Source organism: Gimesia sp., assembly GCF_040219335.1.
In the GTDB taxonomy this organism is placed as follows: Bacteria; Planctomycetota; Planctomycetia; order Planctomycetales; family Planctomycetaceae; genus Gimesia.
Map to the genome: position 1 here is coordinate 1 of NZ_JAVJSQ010000031.1, position 20,732 is coordinate 20,732.

Sequence of the window (20,732 nt, forward strand, 5' to 3'; positions counted from 1 at the left end):
CTGGTGGGTGAGGTGAGATTCCTCATCAGACCTCGGAAGAGCATTTTTGTCACCAGTAATCTGGTGGTCTACAAAAAACAGGAAGACGGCGTAAATATTCTTTCTGGTGAGAACGAACTTAAGAGCGGAGTTACTAGCGCCATTCCGCTCACAAAAACGGAGTACCAAAGAGGAACAGGCCCTGGTTTCCCTTCCTGTTTACAAACCACGAACGTCACGAAAGACACGAAAATCCCCTGTGCACAGTATTAATCAACAGGTAGTATTTAAAGGATTGAACCGGACTCCAGGTACCTCACCAGTTCTTTAACAAGGCCCGCTTAAGATGAAACAGCTCAAAGTAATTTATGAGTGTATGATGGGCTGTCTCATTGTCGTGGGTGGCGGTTTCATCATCTATCACCTGGACACAACGAATTATGCAGTTTCGCGCATCGAGAAACTGGGGGGAGGGGTTCGTTCCGACACCGCTTGGGGATCAACCCTCTACGAAATCGTCAATCTCAACGGGTGGAGTAAAAGGTGTCAGGAACCTTAAATCCATTTACATTGTAAATCCGCTCTTCTTCTAAATTCATTTTTAGTTCTATGACCTTCTTCTGCTCATATTATCAAAACCCTCTGCAGCTACTCTTTTTCTTCGTCAGCAGGTTTGATTGCCATCAGAGAAACAAGTGCGAGCACAAGCCCAATCAAACACGATGCACTGACATGCCAAAACAGGGTCAGGAGAGTATTATCAGAGAAGATCAACACGGGAGTCTCCCCAAAGAGCACCCGCCTGATTTCCAATTCATACCAGTTACCCAGTGAGCAAGCGACAAAGCAGGCGACAGGAAACGAATTATAAAGGTGGTATGAAAACCACAGAATGCAAAAAGTGATCAATGAACACAATAGCCAAACCGCGCGAAAACGTCTGGTTTTAATGACCATCAGCGTAACAGGTGCGAAAACAAGGCCCACTAAACACGCTGCAATGACATGCCAGAACAGGACCAGGAGAGTATTATCAGGTGCGATAAACACGGGAGTATCCCCATAGAGAACACGCCTGATTTCCAATTCATACCAGTTACCCAATATGTAACTGTCACTTCCGATAACCGATCTGCCATCTTCAGTTTTATACTCCGATGGAAACGAAGCAGTAATCATGTAGGAATACAACAGAGTGTAAAAAGCGATCATTGAACACATCAGCCAAACCACGCGAAAACGTTTGGTTTCGATCGCCAGCAGCGTAACAAGTGCAAGCACAAATCCCATTAAACTCGCTGCACTGAGATGCCAGAACAGGCTCAGGCGAGTACCATCATAACCGAACGACCCTTTAGCAACCCCAAAGAGAGCCCCCCTTACTTCCAGGACATACAAAGTGATCAGGGCACACAATATCCAGATCACGCTGAAACGTCTGGTTTTGACGAGACTCAAAATCATCTGTACGCCACTCTTGTTAATGAGAACTGCTCCCTTTATTAATTCCAAGGACTTGAAGAAGAATGAACGCTTCCGATTATGGTGACTGGCGAATCACCGGACAGGAAAAATACCTTAAGGACGCCATTTTGGAATTGCGTGAGTATTCCCCACCGAGTTCTGAATGGGAGCACGACCATTGCGAGTTCTGCTGGTCCAAGTTTTGCCGATCTGATGAGCCAGAGTGTCTACACGAAGGGTATGTCACTGAAGATGGTAGACATTGGATTTGTACTAGCTGCTTCCATCATTTTAAAGACCAATTTCGATTCTCTCTAAAATAAATTTAGTCCACCAGACTATGAATTTAAAGCACGAGTTCCTGATAAGTTACAAGAAGGCATAAAAGGGGGTGTGGCAGATCGCTTGAAGCATTGGATCTGCCCCCTTAATTACTTCAAGAAATACCCAACCGCCGTCAGATCAGTTCCCGAATCGGTGCCTGGCGTTCCAGCAGATATTGCGGACGGCCATTGTTGTCCGGGATGGTGGTCGTGGCAGGATCAATGCCCAGGTTGTGATACAGCGTGGCGAAGACCTCCTGCATATGCACGGGGCGGTCGACTGCGGCTTCGGCCCATTTATCCGTCGAGCCGATCACCTGCCCTGCTGGCATTCCGCCCCCCGCCAGCAGGCCCGCATGCACGCGCGACCAATGATCGCGACCGGCTTTGTCATTGATCTTGGGAGTCCGTCCAAACTCGCCCCACACGATGACCGTCACGTCCTGCTCCAGACCGCGTTCATGCAGATCTTCGACCAGCGCCGCCACGCCCTGATCCAGTAACGGAATCACTTTGCGGCCTCTGCCGAAGTTATCGCTGTGGTAATCGAAGTCAGCGAAACTGCAGGTCACCATCCGGGCTCCTGCTTCCACAGCACGTCGCGCCTGCAGGAACCGGGACATCAGCGCCTGGTAGCCCATCTTGGGATCGAAGCCCAGCACTGTCGGATCGTCGATTCCATACCGGGCCCGGACTTGCGGATCGACTTTCTCCAGGTCCAGCGCTTCCACCAGCCGGGACGACGTCAACACGCCCAATGCCTGTTCGGTAAAGTTGTCGCTGGACTCGGCGGCCAGTTTCTGATCGACCTTCCGCCGAAACGTATCGAGTTCTTCCAGCAGCCTGGTCCGCTCGTGCAGACGGACCGTGGAAATCGAATTCAGCGTCATGTTGCTCATCACCTCGCCATCAGGGCGAAACGGTGCATGCGCCATTCCCAGGAAGCCCGGCCCCTTAATGTTATAAGGATCGTGCGCCATCTTCTGCGACAGATCAATATAAGGGGGCACGGAAGGATCAACGGCCCCCTGCAGTTTGGAGAGTGCCGACCCCATGGACGGCCAGCCCCCCTGCGGTTTGGGATCTCGGAACTGATGGCCGGTGCAGCATTGAAAGGAATCGTGCCGGCCTTCGGAACCCACGAGCGAACGGATGATCGAGAACTTGTCCATCATCCCCGCGACGCGAGGCATCAACTCGCTGATTTCAATGCCGGGCACATTGGTCGCAATCGGTTGAAACTCACCGCGAATCTCGGCGGGGGCATCGGGCTTCAGGTCGAACATGTCCTGATGCGGCGGTCCCCCATTCAGGAAGATCATGATCACGGCTTTGTGAGACTGACGCTGCGGATTCTGCTGCTCGGCCTGCAGCAATTGAGGCAGCGATAAGCCCCCCATCGCCAGCCCGCCAATCTGTAGGAAAGAGCGGCGGGAGATTTGATCACAAAATTTCGTGGCACGGCCTTCAATTTTCAGCATGCTGCCTGTTCCGGGAAACCAGGAATAATGAAACCCACACTCCGTTGAGTCTCCCGATGATACACAGACCATGCATAAAATGATACCGATATCTACCGTTCGAGGTGAACCGGAATCCATTCGTCCATTGACGCGTATCTACTCCCAGGATGACCGTAGAGAAAAATGGATCAATACGGGCAATCTCAATCGCGCGTGATACTATTCCCGACCCGCCTCCATTTTCTTCAAACCCTCTTCAAGCTTCTTGATTTCCTCCGGCGACAATTTCGGTCGGTCAATCGTGATTGTCAGTTTATTGAACTGTGCGGTCAACGGGAACGGTGGCGTGTAATCCGCGTCGTTCACGCCGGTAATCGTATCGGAGCCGATGTCGAAACTTTCGTCCCACTGCAAAATGATGGGAATCGTTTTCTCCATCTTCTGCGTGGACACCACTCTACCGTCCACCTTGAGTGTACCGGTTCCGCTTTTACCAATTCCGGAGAAATTGTTATAGGCCATCGTACCCAGGCCGGTGCCATCGTATTTGAAGTCAAACTCCAGAATGTGTCGGCCGGGGGAGAGCGCCTCGGTGGCTTCCCATTTGGGCCGCTGCAGATCCAGTAGATTCCAGAGAAAGACCGGTTTGCCTTCGAGCAGATAGAACCCCCAGCCGGCAAAGCGTCCGCCGGAAGTGACGATCATACCCTCGGCGCCCCCTTCCGGTACGGTGATGTCCGCTTTGACCGTGTAGGATGTATCCAGCAGATAAGGCGCATCCCCCTGCGGCAGCCCTGTCATGGGCCGCGTATAGACCAGTTCCTTTCGCCCCGCGGTCAGGCTCGGTCGCTGGGCCGCAACACGGGCTCCGACTGATGCATTCAACGGTAGAACCTGGTATTTTTTCGCTTCTTCCAGGAACATCGCCCGCATGTTTTTGACCTTCTCGGGATGTTCCGCGGCGATGTCGCTGGTCTGGTTCCAGTCGGTATTCAGGTTGTAGAGCTGAAAGGTCTGGTTATTCAGCGGGTCCGGGTTCGCTGCCGAGAACGCCTGCCAGGGCGCGCGGTTCACTTTCGTACTCATGAACCAGCCATCATGATACATCGCCCACTGGCCCATCATTTCGAAGTACTGGGTTTTGTGCTGAGACGGTGCCTCGGCGTTTGCTTTGTCGAAGGTGTAAGCGAAGCTTGTTCCCTCAATCGGTCTCTGCTTAATGCCGTCCACATATTCCGGTGCAGCAATGCCAGTCACTTCCAGCAGCGTCGGCACATAGTCGATCACATGCACGAACTGCTCCCGCAGCCCTCCCTGGTCTTTAATCCGTTTCGGCCAGGAGATCACCATATTCTGATTGATTCCACCGAGCCGCGACGCATTCTGTTTGAACCAGTCGAACGGCGTGTCAAAGGCCCAGGACCAGCCGGCCGACATATGGTTGTAGGCAAATTCGGTTCCCCAGGCATCATAGAACTTCATCTGCACATCCACCGGTGGTGCCACCCCGTTAAAGAAAGCCACCTCGCTGAAGGTTCCCTCCGGCCCCCCTTCGGCACTGGTGCCATTATCGCCGTTCTGGTAGATGACAATTGTGTTTTCAAGTTTGCCCAGGTCTTCAAACGCCTGGATCACGCGGCCCATTTCATAGTCGTTATACGCCACGTAGGCTGCAAATACTTCGACCTGACGGATAAAGAGCTTCTGGGCTTCCGGTGATAACTCATCCCAGGGTTTCAGCATCTCTTTCGGCCACGGAGTGAGCTCCAGATCCGGTGAAATGACCCCGAGTCGTTTTTGATTGGCGAAGATCCGCTCGCGCAACTTTTCGTAGCCGTCGTCAAACAGATGCATCTCATGAATCTTATCCACCCATTCTTTTTTCGGATGGTGCGGCGCGTGTGAGGCCCCCGGCACATAGTGCATAAAGATCGGCTGACTCGGGTCGCTCTGGTGAATTCGCGTCATCCAGTCGATCGCATCGTCGGCCATCGCGGTGATCAGATTCCACTTGCTCTCTTTGCCGGTGACGGGCCAGACCTCTGCTTTGGGATCGGAGCGATCCATCTTCAACGTCCCTTCGTGCCCCGTCCACGGATAAATCTGCGTCGTATTCCGAAACAGGTTCGGCCCCCACTGGTTGGCGTCGCCTCCTACAAATCCATAGAAGTAATCAAAGCCCATCCCTGTTGGCCACTGGGTGAAGGGACCCACCTGGCTCGCTTCGTAAGTCGGCGTGTTGTGATCTTTGCCAAACCAGGAGGTTGCATAGCCGTTGTCGCGCAGAATCCGACCAATGGTCGCGTTGTTCTGGCCAATCACGCTGTTATAGCCAGGGAACCCGGTGGCCTGTTCTGCAATCACACCAAACCCTACGGAATGATGATTCCGTCCGGTAATCAACGCTGCCCGGGTCGGCGAACATAACGAAGTCGAAAACACACGGTTATAACGCAGGCCCGCTTTCGCAATCCGATCCATCGTCGGCGTCGGAATCACACCACCGAACGTGCTGGGCACACCGAAGCCCGCGTCGTCCGTCATGATCAGCAGAATATTCGGCGCTTCCTTGGGCGGCACAATCCGCGGCGCCCACCACTCTTTCGACTGCAACGCGTTGTCCTTGATCACGCCCTCGAATTTCGGGGCGGGTGCAGGCAGTTGTTTACCGTCAATGGTCGTCGTTGCACTGGGAGAACCGATCACCCCCGTTGTCTGGGGCGTGAACGATTTCGACGATTGCGGAGCGGGGGCCTGTGTCGTGACAGTTTCCGACTGATCAACCTGATCCGCCACCTGGGCAGAGGCAGTACGAGACAGCTCCCCGGAACAACCCACAAATAAGCCGGGCATCCCCAACGTCAGGCAGAATAATACGACGAAAGAATTCAAGTCAGTAAGCAGCGTTTTCATCTTGCATCTCCCCAGGCCCGTAATTCACTGTTGAAAAGTTCTCACAAGCAGCGTTGAGTTGAATACGACATGCATCGAGAACGCAACACGCACGCTTGCTCACATCTCTGATTACTTCCCACCGAATAGCTGGCAGGAGGATCAGAAGTGTCAGACCTCATTCTATCCTGAGCAAAATAAATGACAATTACATCTTGATGTATTTTAGATGAATTAACATTCACACAGAAAAGGAGCAGCAGACATTTGAAGAAATAGAGATAGATTCATTGCGCACAACAAGGTTGAGTCAGGGGAAACTGAGGGAGCAGTCATCCGCAAATTAGAATCGCGGGTCAGATCGAAACAAGATGAAATCGCTGCTAAGTTCATAGTATTCTCCCCTCAGCCCGAGTCATTCCAGATCGCGACAGGCAAATAAACCACTGGAGCAAAGTGCGTCTTTCACTCTCCAGCAATACGGATTCGGTTTACCATTAACGAACAACTACTGGCTCATCTGGAATAGATTGAGCTTGTATTGCAGCAGTTCCCCAGTTTTTTAGGGACTCTGCTTTAGATCGCACTTAAATAGTTTGCGATTCTAATCCGAGAGTGTCATAATTAAAATCTGAGTGACAGGTCCAGTTTTAGCAGGTGCTCTGCTGACGACCAAAACATCTAGTCAATCTCACTTATTCTTTGCTTCATTATCTATGTCATTTCTGAAAGCAGTCTGAATGAATCTTCTGCAACAACTGGTTCGATCCGGGCCGACGCTCTTTATTCTTATTTTACTCTTCGTGCTGTGCAGTTCCGTTTTACAGGCACAGTCACCAAAGAAGCCAGCATCAGGCAACAGCAGAAATCCGACTGTGAAAAAACAGCAGGATCATGCACTGACTTCAGATGCGGAACAAGCTATCAAAAAAATGGAAGCAGCCTTTCAAAAGGCCTTCGAAGAAGGGAATGCAGCAAAAGTAGCCAGCTTCTGGGCTCCAGAGGGAGAGTTGATTGACTCAAATGGTCTGCGACTGGCAGGTAGAGCGGAAATCCAGAGAGCATATACAGACTACTTTACGAAAAACAAAGGGGCGAAGCTTCAGCTTTCAATCGATTCTGTACGACAGATTGGTGAAAATCTGGCGATAGAAGAAGGACGCACAATAGTGACTACGCCCGGGGCAGTTCCGGATTACGGTCACTATACAGCCATACACATGGAGCGGGACGGAAAGTGGCAGACGGTCAGTGTCAAAGAAGAATTCGTGAAGCCTCCGACTGTGCCACAAGACAAACTGATGGATCTGGAGTGGCTTATCGGGACTTGGGCTGTTGAAAATGAAGGAGTGACCTTAATGACAGTCTATCACTGGATGCCTGGTAAAAAATTTATTCAACGAACTTTTACTTCAAAATCGGGTAGCAAAACCCAGGCCGTCGGTATGCAGATCATTGGCGTCGATCCACTTAGCGAAGACATCATGTCCTGGACTTTTAATGCGGATGGGGGGCACGCAGTGGGGATCTGGACGCCGGTCCCCCAAGGCTGGGCAATTGAATCACGAGGGGTAACTGCCAGCGGCGTGTTGACCAGTTCCAATGATATCCTGACAAAGATTGATGAAAACGGATGCCGTTGGCAATCTGTGAATCGATGGGCCAATGGAGTCGAACTGCCGGACGCGCTCGAAGTGGTATCCAAACGCCAAAAGTAATGCTGTACCTGTGAGAACACCATTTGAACATAAACGACTGTTTTGGGGACCATGAATATGAGATTTTTTCTTACTTTGCTAGCAGCCGGAGCGTTCTGTTTTTTGAATCCCGACATTTCACTGTCTTGGGCGCGCGGCTTCGGGGGTGGTGGCTTTCACGGAGGTGGGTCTCGAGGGGGAGGTTTCAGTGGTGGTTCTCGTGGTGGCGGTAGAAGTTTCAGCGGTGGTTTTCAAGGTAGCCGCAGCTCTTTTGGCGGAGGTTCTCGACAGGGGCAATTCGGAGGGAGTCGTGGTTCTCATGAGAACGAGAGTTCTTTCAGAGGAGGTAATTCACGTGGTGGTGAGAATAGTTTCAGTAGCCGGGATTCTACTCGCAACTTTAGTTCCGGGGCCAGAGCATATGGAGGCAACTCTGGCGGGAATCAGTTCTCAAACTATGCCAACCGCTTTCATTCTCCCAGCCAAAGCAGGACAGCTTCCAGTCAAAACAGACCAGATGCCTGGTTTTCAGCAAACCCAGGAAACCAAAGTCGATCGATTCAGCAAAGTAATCCAGCGAATCTTAATCGGTTCAATCAACTGCCGATGAATCAGGGTTTGCATCATTTTCCGGGGCTTCCTTCCGATGCAGGGCAACATACTGTTACAAACGCGCATCCCTATTTCCAGGATTTCAGTGGGCGTGACACTCTCAATCGGTCGCTGACTCCTGGTGCAAGACCAGAAAACTTGCTTACCGATAATGAAGCGGAAAGAGCCAGAGCGGATGAACTTGCCAGAGCTCGTGGAAATTCAACTCCTGTCAAAGAGGCCATTGGAGCAGATGGTAGAGACAGGAACGGGGCAATTGCCCGTAGTGCCGAAAAGGGGTATGCAGCTGGTTTTATGCATGTGCCACCTTCCACCCGGTATTATCATGGAGCGGCGCTACGAGACGGATTTCACAATTATGATCTGTTCAATCCCAACTGGTATCGAGCACATCCCGGAACCTGGTCTGTCCCCAGTTGGCCTGCTGGATATGCCTGGAATACCTGCAGCTGGAATTCGATGCTGGCCTGGTTAACTTTAGTCAATTCGAAACCGGACTATTATGACTATGGAAATACTGTGCAATACCAGAATAACAGCGTCTACGTCAATAATCAGGATATGGGAACTGCAGAGCAATATACACAACAGGCCAGTCAACTGGCTGCCAGCGGAGCAATGGCCAGTTCCAGCGATCAGCAAAACTGGATGCCATTGGGGGTCTTTGCGCTATCACAAACCGGTCAAACTACCCAAACGAATTCTGATTTAGTGATGCAGTTGGCCGTAGACCCTCAGGGAATCATCCGAGGAAATCTGAGTAATACGAAAACCGGCAAATCACAACAGATCCAGGGCGCAGTTGACAAGAAAACGCAACGTGCCGCCTGGACTGTGGGTGATGATCAAAGCAAAGTCTACGACACCGGGATTTATAACCTGACCAAAGATGAAGCGCCGCTATTGTTGCATATCGGAAAAGATAAGACACAGCAATGGTTGATGGTGAGGTTGAAGCAAAAAGACAATGATACGGCCGGGAAGAACTAAACTCAGCTGGAAAACGGATTGCTATGATTTAAGTCAGAAAAACGATTGAGTAATTAGTTCTGATAGTGAACTCTAAAATCTCAAATTGGCCCGCAAGCCTGGCAGAACTGAGGTATCATCCGCAGCGTTGGCGTCTTCCAGCACCTGCAGATCGGCGGTCACATGGAACCAGGGGGTCCACGCCATGTTGTAGTAGAGTTCCACTCCCTGCACATCGCGGGCCGTTACAATGGAGCTGACCAGCGATTTATAATTCCCGCTCAGTGCATCGTAGAAATACCCAATCCCCAATGAGTCCTGTTCGCGACAGCGGAATAATCCATTGGCCTGTAATGCCACATTACCGCTCCAGCTGTACGGATTGGGATTGCCATCGGCGAGCATCCACTGACTCATCAGCCGGACGTTGCGTTGATCATTACAGCAGTCAGACCACAATTCCTGATCGAGAATATAACTCAGTGTCCACGAACCGGTCTGCTGTCCGGCGGCAACTACCCCCTGCCCGGGGATCACGGTCCAGCTGGTAGGATCGACTGAGGTGTAAGTCCGGCTGCTCCAGTTCCCCAGCAGCGCATGTGAACCGGCGTGGCCGCGCCACTCAGTAAAGATCCGCCCGTACCCCAGCACGACGGCCCCTTTATCAAACAGATCATCCAGCCCGGCAGTCGTGGATGAATTGGTCGTATCATAAACCAGCAGGGCACTCTGAATCTGTCCTTCATGCAAACCCAGTGCTCCCGCCCCATTAATCGACAGGTTCGTCGTGCGGACAATCGGCGTCGGGGCAATCAGTGATACGTTCATAAACCCGTTGATTCCCCGACCTGTATTGGGATAGATCATGTTCCACAGGTCGAGCAGGTTATACTTACCTGCTGTCAACGCGAAGTTCTCACTCAATGCCTGGATGAACATCAGATTGGTAATTGCCGTCTGATGCTGACCGGGCAACGGATAGAGCATACTTCCGTTCGGCAGACTCAATGCCCCGGCCGAGGCGTTGATGTCATCGCCAAACCGGGTCTCCGCATGCAGAATTGCCGAGAACCCTTTATTCAATCCCAGCTTCTCACCCTGAAACGTGAAGATATAGTCTCCTTTGCCGCCATACAGAAAATGTCGTCTGCGACCGCCACTGGCAACCCCCTGGTAGAACTGCGTCAACTGAATATCCGCAATCACCCCATGCTCTGCCAGCCCGGAACGCGCACCAAACAGATCACCCGTCAGATATTCTCGTGACAAAAGAGACTCGGAACATTCATAGCCACAATCGGTAGCCCCCACACATTCGTCGCCCAGGCAACCGCCGTCTGTCGATTCGCAGCAAGCCTCCTGCCCCGCAAGATGACTGATCGGCGTCAGCGCAGAATCATTCAGCAGATCATTGCCCTCCAATGCTGCTTCTGATATCAACAGCGGCGCAGGCTCGTCCGCGCGAACAGAAACACATGCCAGACTGATCGACAGCAGAACCACACTGATTACACCGGACTTCATAATTCGCTTCTTCTGAAATGGGCCAGCATGAAAATCGTTTCGCTGAGAAACAGCAGAGAGCCTTGCCCCTCTGTTGTACGAAACCGATAACTTCACTTAAATCGACAGAATTAGACCTGAACCAGTGCACCGGAACCTGATTTCACACAGCATTCACAGTCAGTAGTCTGGTTATATCGGTTGTAACGGTTATCATCTGGCTGGCGGCAAACCGAAATGTACAGATATAGACACAACAGATAATATTACTACCGTTCCGAACCTGGTTGTGCTTTGAATCTGCTTATGTCATCTTGACCGAAACACAAGACTCCAATTCACAATCCATCGGGTTACCTGAAACAGTCCCCCCGTCCTGATCGCGAAACTGAAAACTGTACTGTTGGAACACTGGGAAAATAACCATGAAAATACGCGTGTTTGGCATCAGCGATAATTCCACACTGCTTCCGTTACCCGAAACCACTCTTTCCGCCTCCTGGGTAGAAGATGACGTGCATCGCTGGATCGATATCGAGGCCGCGACTCCCCAGGAACTGAATCAACTGCTCACTCCGTTTCATTTGCGACCGGAAGTGCTGGCAGCCTGTCTCACACCGGAACGTAGCGAACGTTTCATGTCGCAAAAAACAGCCCTCTACATGGAAGTCCCCACGCACCTGGGCTGGGACCAGACGGAAAAACCTTACGTTTCTTTTCTCTGCCTGCAGTCGACAGTCATCACAATCCATCGAGATAAACTGCATACAATTGAGGACGTCATTCGGGACCTGGATGGCGATGTCCCCCTCTACTCCAATAACTCTTCGGCTCTGCTCTACTATCTGCTGGTCGAAATCGGGAAACAGACTGTGAACGCGGCCCTGCGGGTCCGCGCAGAATCAGAACAGCTGGATCAGGCCTGCCATGAAAATCCGGATGCCCTCGATCCCCAAAAAATTGCCGTGCTCCGCCGAAAGATCAGTCATTACGCTGCAGTCCACGATGACCACGCTTATTGTGCAGGCGTCCTGCAAACCGTCGAATCGGCTGCCTTTCGCTTCAGTGAGCAGTCCCGGTTCTTCGGCGATACGTTGCAGCTCTCGGGACTTGCCGGACAGATCATCGCCGGCACAGCCGACCGGGTGAACAGCCTGCAGCGGGATTATGACGCCCTCGTGCAGAGCCGCGTCGAAAGCCGACTGCAGTTCCTGACGATCCTTTCTGCAGTTTTTCTTCCCCTGACATTAATCTCCGGACTCTACGGCATGAATTTCAACGATCTGCCGGGGATGGGAATCAAATCCGGATACCTGATCGTCATCGGAATCATGCTGGCAACGGCTTTCATCACAGCCGGTTACTTCTATCTCCGTGGCTGGTTTGACAAAAGCTGATCACATCACTTCCCCCCGCCCCTTACACGCAAGATGCTGCACGCACCCTGCAAGTCTTTGCACGCCCTTGCTGCAAAATCTGGTTCACTCCTCTCCCTTGCGAAAAATTATTTCAGATAACTGGATCTGTATCTCAGGCAGAAAACCGGCCAAAACCCTCTCTCTACGTGCCAGCCCCGATTATTTTTCCTCTGCGGCACACTGCTTGCATCTCCCCCAGTCATACTCGCCACGTTGGTCAGTCAACGTGCAAATAAATGCGCCCCCCAGCGGCACTGACGCCGACCAAACCCGCCCCCCAAGGAACACAACCATGTTAGAGGCCTTTCTGGACAATTTCCTGCATAACCTCTTTAAACCGCTGCTGCTTTTCTTTTACATGGGCTTTCTGATTCCTATCCTCAAAGTTCCCTTTGAGTTTCCCAAAGCCGTCTATCAGGGTCTGACCCTCTACCTGCTGATTGCCATTGGCTGGCACGGCGGTGAAGAACTGGCGTCCCTCTCGATCTCCGAATTCGGGCAGGCACTCGGATTCATGGTCATCGGCTTTTTCGCAAATCTCATGATCGGGATTTTCGCCTATATCCTCCTGCAAAAAACCACCAAGCTGCGTCAGATCGACGCCGCCACCGTGGCCGGTTTCTACGGATCCGACTCAGCCGGTACCTTCGTAACCTGCCTGGGTGTCATCACTGCAGCACAAATCGCTTACGCGGCTTACATGCCTGTGATGCTGGCGGTCATGGAAATTCCCGGTTGTCTGGTCGCCCTCTATCTCGTCTCGCGTCTGCGACAGAAAGGGATGGATGCTCACGGAAACATGCCTCATGAAGCAGACTATCAGCCTCCGCATTCCGCACCGGTCCTGGAAGGTACCGACGGAGAAGAAGTCTCTGTCAGTAGCGAAGGTGCATCGGTCGGCCACCAGTCTACCGGAACGACTCACACTCAGACCGCCGTCGCCGCGAAAACGGCAGCCCGTCGCGAACTGGCTGCTCAACTGGACGTGGAAGTCGCAGAACAGAAAAAACCGATCTTCAGCAAAGAACTCCTGCACGAAGTCTTCCTGAACCCGGGACTCTACCTCCTGTTCGGTGGGATTATCATCGGCTTCCTCGGACGCCTGCAGGGCAAAGCAGTCACCAGCCTGGATGACACCCTGTTTGTGAATATCTTCCACGGAATGCTCTGTCTCTTCCTGCTGGAAATGGGCATCACAGCCTGTCGTCGCCTGAAAGACCTCAAAACAGCCGGCTGGCGGTTCATCATGTTTGCACTGCTCTGCCCCAACCTGTTTGCTTTGTTCGGCATTCTCGTGGCTCACGGCTACAGCATGGCCCTGGGACAGCCCTTTGATCTGGGAACCTACGCTCTGTTCTCAGTCCTGTGTGCCGCTGCCTCGTACATCGCAGTACCCGCGGTCCAGAGACTGGCCATCCCTGAAGCCAGCCCGACGCTACCCCTGGCAGCTTCGCTTGGTCTGACCTTCACTTACAACGTGACGATCGGAATCCCGGTTTATATGCTCATCGCCGAGCTGGTCATGAAAACCTTACCCGTAGCATAACCAACTTTACCCCACTGATTAAATCACCGTTGAAACCAGAGAAAGTATCGAGCCCAGTCTCACAGGAAACCACGACATGGCTACCACCACCGAATTAACCAAAGTCATTGTCATCACCGAAACCCATTTCGAACAGGAACTCTTAAACGCGTTCCGCGAACTGGGAATCAAAGGCTTTACCTGTATGAACTGCTGGGGACAGGGTCACCACCAGGTCTACGACGAGCCCTTTATCGGACACTCCCAGACCCGCATTGAAATTATCACCACTGAAGAGATCGCCGAATCGATCGTCGATTACTGTCGGCAGCCTCGCTTCGAATCCCATGCGATTTCCGCCTACCTGGAATCCGTGCGTGTCCGAGACCCTAACAAATTCATCGCCTGAAACGGGTAAACCAACCCTTTCGCGACGGCAGATTTCGTAGTTTGCCAGTCACCTTCATGTGCTTACTTTGGCGGGTAGCTAGCATGACAGGTGACTGGCGACTACGAATTTTAAATATCTTACCCCCCACTCCAGCCGCAGATCACCCATCCTGGAGAACGGCACCCTTCCTCAAAACCCGTGCTGGACAGACACACTATCACATGTTAGCATATTGATGCGTTCAGTCTGCGCGCCACGGCCACGTCTCAGTTCACGCGTCCCTGGTTCGCTGCAATCACATTCCAGGCCAGCAACAGGCCTGAAGTTCAGAGTGAGGAACGGGTTATGCAACGGCGTCAATTTCTGGTCGCGTCCGGTCTCGGCTTTGCCGGGATGACATTCGGCTCTCCCACCCCCGCCGTTTCCGCTGCTCCGGCTCCCACAACCCCAGGCAGAAAACCCGCTAAATCAACGATTCTGTTCTTCCTGTGTGGTGGTGCATCGCATATGGATATGTGGGATATGAAGCCGGAAGCCCCCCTGGATTACCGAGGCCCGTTTCAACCGATCCAGACTTCCGCACCGGGAGTCCACCTCTCCGAACACCTGCCCCTGCTCGCCAAACAGGCGCATCATCTGGCACTGGTCAATTCGGTCGGAGGCACCGTCAACACCAACGATCACCACGCCGGATATTACTACAACCTCACCGGACATATTCCCGATCAGACCTTCGTCACCAAAGGGAACAACCGCACGCCCCAGCCGGACGACTGGCCTTACATGGGTTCCGTGGTCGCCTCCCGGCGCCCCGCGCATCCGAATCTGCCCAACGCCATCTCGCTGCCGCACATGCCCAGCCGCGCCCCGTATACCCGCCCCGGTCAGTTCGCTGCCCGCCTGGGCGTCGAACACGATCCGATGTATATCCAGGGCACACGTGAAGAACCTCTGAAGCTCCGCGGTCCCGCACTCTCGCTGGAAGGCGGCATCACCGCAGACCGGCTCACCGATCGCATTTCCCTGCTCGAACAGCTCGATTCCGCCCGGCGGCAGTTCGACGACTTCGCCAGCATCTCCACGATGAATCAGCACCAGGAACGCGCCCTGTCGCTGTTGATGTCTGCCCAGTCCACCTCCGCCTTTGATGTGCAGCAGGAAAAACCGGCCACACTCGAACGCTACGGCAAAACCATCAACGGCATGAGCCTGCTCGTTGCCCGTCGTCTGGTGGAAGTCGGTGTCCCCTTCATTACCGTCTTCTGGAAAGGCGATCTCAGAGCCCTCGGCAAGAAGTGTAAGAGCGCCGGCAGCTGGGATACCCACGGCAACAATTTCCAGTGCCTCAAAGAAGACCTGCTGCCCGAATTCGATCGTGCCTACTCCGCACTCATCGAAGACCTCGCCGAGCGGGGACTCATCGATGACACGCTGGTCCTCGTCACCAGTGAAATGGGTCGCAAACCAAAAATCGGCGATCCCCGTTCCGGCGGCAAATCGGGCGCGGGCCGTGATCACTGGACGCACTGTCTGACTGATGTCCTCGCGGGCGGCGGTATTCAGGGGGGACAGACCTTTGGTGCCAGCGACAAGCATGGAGAATATCCCAAAGACAAACCGGTCACCCCCGCCGACATCACACATACGGTCTACCACGCGATGGGCATTCACGACCTGACCGCGTACGACAAACTCGGCCGACTCTACTTCCTGCTCGACAAATCCAGACCGATCACCGAACTCTTCTGAGTTCGCCCCGGGATCTGCAGGTTCATACACCTCTTTGCATTCCCGGGCCGTTCTGCTAAATTCCAGCCAGACAGTCAATTAGCGACTGTCCAGCGGCACGCAGATCACCTGCCCGCTGCGATTATGGATTACCTTATCAAATTCTCCCCCTGCAAATGCAGGCCTGTCCAGTGAATTGATTTTTGCCCAAATCTGACCGCAAAATCAGAGATAGATGGGAACAGGATTCGCATTGTGACTATCATCAGTGTGTAACTGGTGCCGAAACACCTGTTCTACAGCAGGGGAGCATTATTCCTGCGCACATTCTGCAAATTTAACAGGCACGCCTGCCTCTGCCTGAATGGAAAAGAGTTAATAGAGTCTATGGCTGAAGTAGAATGGGATCGTCTTGCCGCTGAAGCAAATCGTGAACCGGGTGCGAACTGGAAACGCTGGGGGCCCTACCTCGCAGAACGACAGTGGGGAACCGTGCGCGAAAGTACGGCCGATGGCGATCCGTGGCTCAATTTCACACACGAAGAGGCTACCTGGCGCACCTATCGCTGGGGAGAGGACGGGCTGCTGGGTATCTGCGACCGTCAGTGCCGACTCTGTTTCGGGCTCGCCCTCTGGAACGGCGAAGACCCGATCCTCAAGGAACGTCTGTTTGGCCTGACCGGCCCGGAAGGCAATCATGGCGAGGACGTCAAGGAAGCCTATTACTACCTCGACTCAACCCCCTCGCATTCGTACCTCAAGGCACTCTACAAGTATCCGCAGTCAGAATTTCCCTATGCGGAACTCCGCGAGGAAAACGCACGTCGCTCCCGTCAGGAACAGGAATACGAACTCACCAATACCGGCATCTTCGACGAAAGCCGCTACTTCGACGTACAGATGGAATACGCCAAGGCAGCCGACGAAGATATTCTGATCCGCGTCACCATCTTCAACCGCGGACCGAAATCAGCGCCCCTGCACTTCCTCCCCTCCTGGTGGTTTCGCAACACCTGGAGCTGGGGACCCACACTCGATCGCCCCAGCGAAAAACCAAGCATGGAACAGATCGCTGACACCTGCCTGAAAGCAGAGCACGAAACCCTCGGCGAATTCCGACTCTTTACCGATCTCGGTCCGGATGGAGAAACCCCCGACTGGCTCTTTACCGAAAACGAAACCAATACCTGGCGATTTGAAGACCCGAACAGCCGCCGCCCCTCCTGCAAAGATGCCTTTCACCTGGCAGTCGTTGATGGAGTCGAAGGCGTTATCAATCCACGCCCTAAAGGCACCAAGGTTGCCGCTCACTTCAAACGCGTCATTCCCGCCGGCGAATCGGTTGAATTCCGTCTGCGTATGTCCGCCATCGATAAATTACCGGAAACCCCTTTCGGACCGGAATTCGATGAAGTCTTTGCCCAGCGAATTGACGAAGCCGACCGTTTCGCCGATTCTCTCGTCGAACCGGGACTCTCGCAGGACGAGCAGCAGATCCTCCGCCAGGCCAATGCCGGCCTGCTCTGTACCAAACAGTTTTATCACTACGTGATTCCCCGCTGGCTCGAAAATGCCGGTAACGGAGACAAGGAACCGGTCCGCCGTCTGCCCGGCATGCCCAGCCCCCGCAATGCAGACTGGGGACACCTTTACAACCGCAATATCATCTCCATGCCCGACAAGTGGGAATACCCCTGGTATGCGGCCTGGGACCTTGCGTTTCACCTGATCCCGTTTTCCAAAATCGATCCCTACTTCGCCAAAGAGCAGGCCATCCTGTTCCTCCGCGAATGGTACATGCACCCCAACGGTCAACTGCCCGCTTACGAATGGAATTTCAGCGACGTCAACCCGCCCGTGCACGCCTGGGCCTGCTGGCGCGTCTACCAGATGACCGCCTCCAACGGAGATCGCGATCGTAATTTCCTGGAACGTGTCTTCCAGAAACTCCTGCTCAACTTCACCTGGTGGGTCAACCGCAAAGACATCCGCGGCAAACACGTCTTCAGTGGCGGCTTCCTCGGACTGGACAACATCGGCATCTTCGACCGTTCCAAACCGCTGCCCACAGGCGGCCACCTGGAACAGGCCGACGGCACCGCCTGGATGGCCTTCTTCTGTTCGAGCATGCTTTCCATCGCCTTTGAACTGGCCGATGATAATCCTGCTTACGAAGACATGGCGTCCAAGTTCTTCGAACATTACGTCTCGATCGCCGAAGCGATGAACTCACTGGACGGCACCGGTCTCTGGGACGAGGAAGACGGTTTCTACTACGATCACCTGCACCTTAACGGACGCAGCATCCCGCTCAAAATCCGTTCCATCGTCGGGCTGATTCCCCTGTTTACCGTCGACGTACTCTTCGATCATACCATCGAAAAACTCCCGGCCTTCCGCAAGCGAATGGACTGGTTCCTCCAGAGCCGCCCCAATCTGCAGAAGTTCATGACCTACATGGAACGCGATTCGGAAACATCCGCAGGCGGACATCGCCTGCTGGCGATTCCCACGCGCGACCGACTCTTGCGCCTGCTCCGCTACCTGCTCGATGAAGACGAATTTCTTTCCGACTACGGTATTCGCTCGCTCTCCAAGTTCCACGAAGAACATCCGTTCGAATACGAACTCAACGGCGAAATGTTAAGGGTCCAGTATCTGCCCGCCGAATCGGACAGTGGCCTGTTCGGTGGCAACTCCAACTGGCGGGGGCCCATCTGGTTTCCTCTCAACTACCTGTTGATCGAAGCTCTCGAACGCTATCACACTTTCTACGGCAAAACACTCCGCGTCGAATGTCCGACCCGTTCGGGCAACTACATGGACCTGCAGGAAGTCGCCGACGAAATCCGCCGGCGTCTCGCCCGTCTGTTCCTCTCCGACGAAGCCGGCGATCGTCCCAGTTATGCCCGCACCGATGTCCTGCTCAATGATCCGCACTGGCGTGACCTGGTTCTGTTCTACGAATATTTCGACGCAGAAACAGGACGCGGACTGGGCGCCAGCCATCAGACCGGCTGGACCGCATTGATCTCTCCCATCCTGGTCACACTGGCAAGTCGCTGTCGGCAACAATCAGAAACCGGCCAACCCGCTGCCGCTGAATAACGGAATTCGATCCTGTGACAACTCTGGGCGATTCCCGGAAAGATTGGAGACTTCCCAGATAGCATATAGCCCAACCGGCATAACCGTTACAAACTGACCGCCGCCGTTCCGTTTATTCCAGTCTTAACGAAAAAAATATTCAGCAGGTGCCGCCAGACGACGAAAAGTATCCAAAGGGTCAGTTTCCTTATACGCTCTACTTTTCGAGAACAACCATGGTCCCAGGCTCAACCGAAATAGGCTGGATCCTGGAACGCAGTCGCTTAACCGTCTCGATCTTCTGCCTGATTTACTTCTGCTGCTCTGCTTCCCTCAGTCGATCCGCTTTCGCCGACGATGCGTTGCCAGTCTCCCTCTACGAAGAAATGCAGCAGACAGCCGAATCCGACCTGCTCTGCACTGAGTCAACCTGCGCTGAAAACACCGGTTCCTGCGTCTATTGTGATGGCCCCGACTTCTGGTACCAGACAACGATGACACAGAACCTGTTTCCCCGTCGCGCCTGTCTGGCTGAGCAGGGAATCACCTTCGATGCCGACCTGATTCAATATTACATGGGAGTCGCCTCGGGAGGCCGGGAACAGGAATTCCGCTACTCGGGTCATGGTGATTACATCATGAATATCGACTCGGGCAAGCTGGGTGGACCTCAAGGCCTGTTCGTCAAACTGCGTGCCGAACACCGTTTTGGCGAAACCATTAACGAAGCGACCGGCGCAATTATTCCCGCAACCCTGGCCCCCGATTTGCCGGTTTCCTACAGTGATGAACTTTACCTGACCAACGTTCTGTTTACTCAAATGTTTTCCGAATCGTTTGGTGTCTTCGCCGGGAAACTGGACACCCTCGACGGTGACATGAACGCCTTTGCCCACGGACGCGGCAAAACCCAGTTCTCCAACACCGCCTTTATCGCGACGCCCATCGGTCTGCGAACCATCGTCTATTCGACACTCGGCGCCGGCTTCCTGATTCTTCAAGAAGGCGAACCGATCTTCACCTTCAGCGTCCTCAACGCAACAGATACCACCCGCACCAGTGGCTTCGATGAACTGTTCGCCCACGGTGCTGCCATCGTTCCTGAACTGCGTCTCCCCACGAATCTCTTCGGTAAACCAGGACACTTCCTGTTCGGAGCCAGTTACAGCACTCGATCATTCGCTTCGCTGGAACAGGACCCCCTGTTCGTGCTGCCCACTGTGCCCATCGACCGCGAATCGGAATCCTGGTCATTCTACTGGAACTTCGACCAATACCTGGTGGTCGATCCCGACAATCCCCAGCGTGGCTGGGGGCTGTTCGGCCGTGCCGGGATCGCCGATAAGCAGACGAATCCCATCGAATGGTTTCTCAGCCTCGGGATTGGCGGCAGCAGCCCCATTGCCAGCCGCGAAGCAGACACGTTCGGTATCGGCTGGTACTATTCCGCCACCAGCGACCGCCTGACCCCCTTCATCGACAAGGTGCTGGGAGGCGTGGGTGACGGATACGGCGTTGAACTGTTCTACAACGTGGAAGTCACCAAATGGTTCCACCTGACCACCGACATGCAGGTCATCCGCCCCGCCCGACAAACCGTCGACACCGCCCTGCTCGTCGGCTTACGTGCCGTGATTGATCTCTGATCCCCCCCTGGAGATTGATCTCGCTATATTTAGCA

14 protein-coding genes are annotated in these 20,732 nt (G+C 53.6%); 10 read left to right on the forward strand and 4 right to left on the reverse strand.

The window, feature by feature from the left end; genetic code table 11:
- Together RID21_RS24895 and RID21_RS24900 are read left to right on the forward strand one after the other, a co-directional pair.
- Nucleotides 1-252, forward strand: a 252-nt coding sequence (locus RID21_RS24895; RefSeq protein ID WP_350193644.1) for a hypothetical protein, incomplete at its 5' end; no start/stop codon positions are given.
- Nucleotides 253-325: 73 nt separating this feature from the next.
- Nucleotides 326-538: a hypothetical protein gene (locus tag RID21_RS24900; protein ID WP_350193646.1), complete on the forward strand. Its 213-nt coding sequence runs from the start codon at nt 326-328 to the stop codon at nt 536-538.
- A gap of 89 nt (nt 539-627) precedes the next feature.
- Here RID21_RS24900 and RID21_RS24905 read toward each other — a convergent pair whose 3' ends face one another.
- The 3 genes from RID21_RS24905 to RID21_RS24915 form a co-directional block, all read right to left on the reverse strand.
- Nucleotides 628-1,443: a hypothetical protein gene (locus tag RID21_RS24905; protein WP_350193648.1), complete on the reverse strand. Its 816-nt coding sequence runs from the start codon at nt 1,441-1,443 to the stop codon at nt 628-630.
- A gap of 457 nt (nt 1,444-1,900) precedes the next feature.
- Nucleotides 1,901-3,247, reverse strand: coding sequence for a DUF1501 domain-containing protein (locus RID21_RS24910; protein WP_350193650.1), 1,347 nt, complete (start codon nt 3,245-3,247; stop codon nt 1,901-1,903).
- Between the two features lie 201 nt (nt 3,248-3,448).
- Complete coding sequence (locus RID21_RS24915) at nt 3,449-6,142, reverse strand: arylsulfatase (RefSeq protein ID WP_350193652.1); 2,694 nt, start codon at nt 6,140-6,142, stop codon at nt 3,449-3,451.
- Nucleotides 6,143-6,996: 854 nt separating this feature from the next.
- Between RID21_RS24915 and RID21_RS24920 the strand changes: the two genes are divergently transcribed.
- The gene (locus tag RID21_RS24920; RefSeq protein WP_350193654.1) at nt 6,997-7,839 is read left to right on the forward strand and encodes a YybH family protein; all 843 of its coding nucleotides are present in this window, start codon (nt 6,997-6,999) and stop codon (nt 7,837-7,839) included.
- A 57-nt stretch (nt 7,840-7,896) separates the two neighbouring features.
- The gene (locus RID21_RS24925) at nt 7,897-9,420 is read left to right on the forward strand and encodes a protocadherin (RefSeq protein WP_350193656.1); all 1,524 of its coding nucleotides are present in this window, start codon (nt 7,897-7,899) and stop codon (nt 9,418-9,420) included.
- Nucleotides 9,421-9,492: 72 nt separating this feature from the next.
- Here the strand turns inward: RID21_RS24925 and RID21_RS24930 are convergent, their stop codons facing one another.
- Nucleotides 9,493-10,923 carry a carbohydrate porin gene (locus RID21_RS24930; RefSeq protein ID WP_350193658.1) on the reverse strand — a complete coding sequence of 477 codons (1,431 nt, stop codon included), beginning with the start codon at nt 10,921-10,923 and terminating at the stop codon, nt 9,493-9,495.
- Nucleotides 10,924-11,327: 404 nt separating this feature from the next.
- Here RID21_RS24930 and RID21_RS24935 point away from each other — a divergent pair, with 404 nt between their 5' ends.
- The 6 genes from RID21_RS24935 (at nt 11,328) to RID21_RS24960 (ending at nt 20,697) form a co-directional block, all read left to right on the forward strand.
- Nucleotides 11,328-12,299 (forward strand): magnesium transporter CorA family protein, encoded by a 972-nt coding sequence (locus RID21_RS24935; RefSeq protein WP_350193660.1) that lies wholly within the window; start codon nt 11,328-11,330, stop codon nt 12,297-12,299.
- A gap of 313 nt (nt 12,300-12,612) precedes the next feature.
- Complete coding sequence (locus tag RID21_RS24940) at nt 12,613-13,866, forward strand: sodium-dependent bicarbonate transport family permease (protein ID WP_350193662.1); 1,254 nt, start codon at nt 12,613-12,615, stop codon at nt 13,864-13,866.
- A 76-nt stretch (nt 13,867-13,942) separates the two neighbouring features.
- Entirely contained in the window at nt 13,943-14,254 is a 312-nt protein-coding gene (locus RID21_RS24945; protein ID WP_350193664.1) for a P-II family nitrogen regulator, read from the forward strand.
- Between the two features lie 327 nt (nt 14,255-14,581).
- Complete coding sequence (locus RID21_RS24950; RefSeq protein WP_350193666.1) at nt 14,582-15,985, forward strand: DUF1501 domain-containing protein; 1,404 nt, start codon at nt 14,582-14,584, stop codon at nt 15,983-15,985.
- A 366-nt stretch (nt 15,986-16,351) separates the two neighbouring features.
- Nucleotides 16,352-19,072 (forward strand): MGH1-like glycoside hydrolase domain-containing protein, encoded by a 2,721-nt coding sequence (locus tag RID21_RS24955; RefSeq protein ID WP_350193668.1) that lies wholly within the window; start codon nt 16,352-16,354, stop codon nt 19,070-19,072.
- Nucleotides 19,073-19,287: 215 nt separating this feature from the next.
- Nucleotides 19,288-20,697: a carbohydrate porin gene (locus RID21_RS24960; protein WP_350193670.1), complete on the forward strand. Its 1,410-nt coding sequence runs from the start codon at nt 19,288-19,290 to the stop codon at nt 20,695-20,697.
- Nucleotides 20,698-20,732: the final 35 nt, after the last annotated feature.

Bases quoted from the DNA above. Each gene is read 5' to 3' on its own strand.
- RID21_RS24940 (WP_350193662.1), top strand. From the start codon at position 12,613: ATGTTAGAGGCCTTTCTGGACAATTTCCTGCATAACCTCTTTAAACCG.
- RID21_RS24925 (WP_350193656.1), top strand. From the start codon at position 7,897: ATGAGATTTTTTCTTACTTTGCTAGCAGCCGGAGCGTTCTGTTTTTTG.
- RID21_RS24905 (WP_350193648.1), bottom strand. From the start codon at position 1,443: ATGATTTTGAGTCTCGTCAAAACCAGACGTTTCAGCGTGATCTGGATA.
- RID21_RS24915 (WP_350193652.1), bottom strand. From the start codon at position 6,142: ATGAAAACGCTGCTTACTGACTTGAATTCTTTCGTCGTATTATTCTGC.
- RID21_RS24955 (WP_350193668.1), top strand. From the start codon at position 16,352: ATGGCTGAAGTAGAATGGGATCGTCTTGCCGCTGAAGCAAATCGTGAA.
- RID21_RS24930 (WP_350193658.1), bottom strand. From the start codon at position 10,923: ATGAAGTCCGGTGTAATCAGTGTGGTTCTGCTGTCGATCAGTCTGGCA.
- RID21_RS24960 (WP_350193670.1), top strand. From the start codon at position 19,288: ATGGTCCCAGGCTCAACCGAAATAGGCTGGATCCTGGAACGCAGTCGC.
- RID21_RS24910 (WP_350193650.1), bottom strand. From the start codon at position 3,247: ATGCTGAAAATTGAAGGCCGTGCCACGAAATTTTGTGATCAAATCTCC.
- RID21_RS24950 (WP_350193666.1), top strand. From the start codon at position 14,582: ATGCAACGGCGTCAATTTCTGGTCGCGTCCGGTCTCGGCTTTGCCGGG.
- RID21_RS24945 (WP_350193664.1), top strand. From the start codon at position 13,943: ATGGCTACCACCACCGAATTAACCAAAGTCATTGTCATCACCGAAACC.
- RID21_RS24935 (WP_350193660.1), top strand. From the start codon at position 11,328: ATGAAAATACGCGTGTTTGGCATCAGCGATAATTCCACACTGCTTCCG.
- RID21_RS24900 (WP_350193646.1), top strand. From the start codon at position 326: ATGAAACAGCTCAAAGTAATTTATGAGTGTATGATGGGCTGTCTCATT.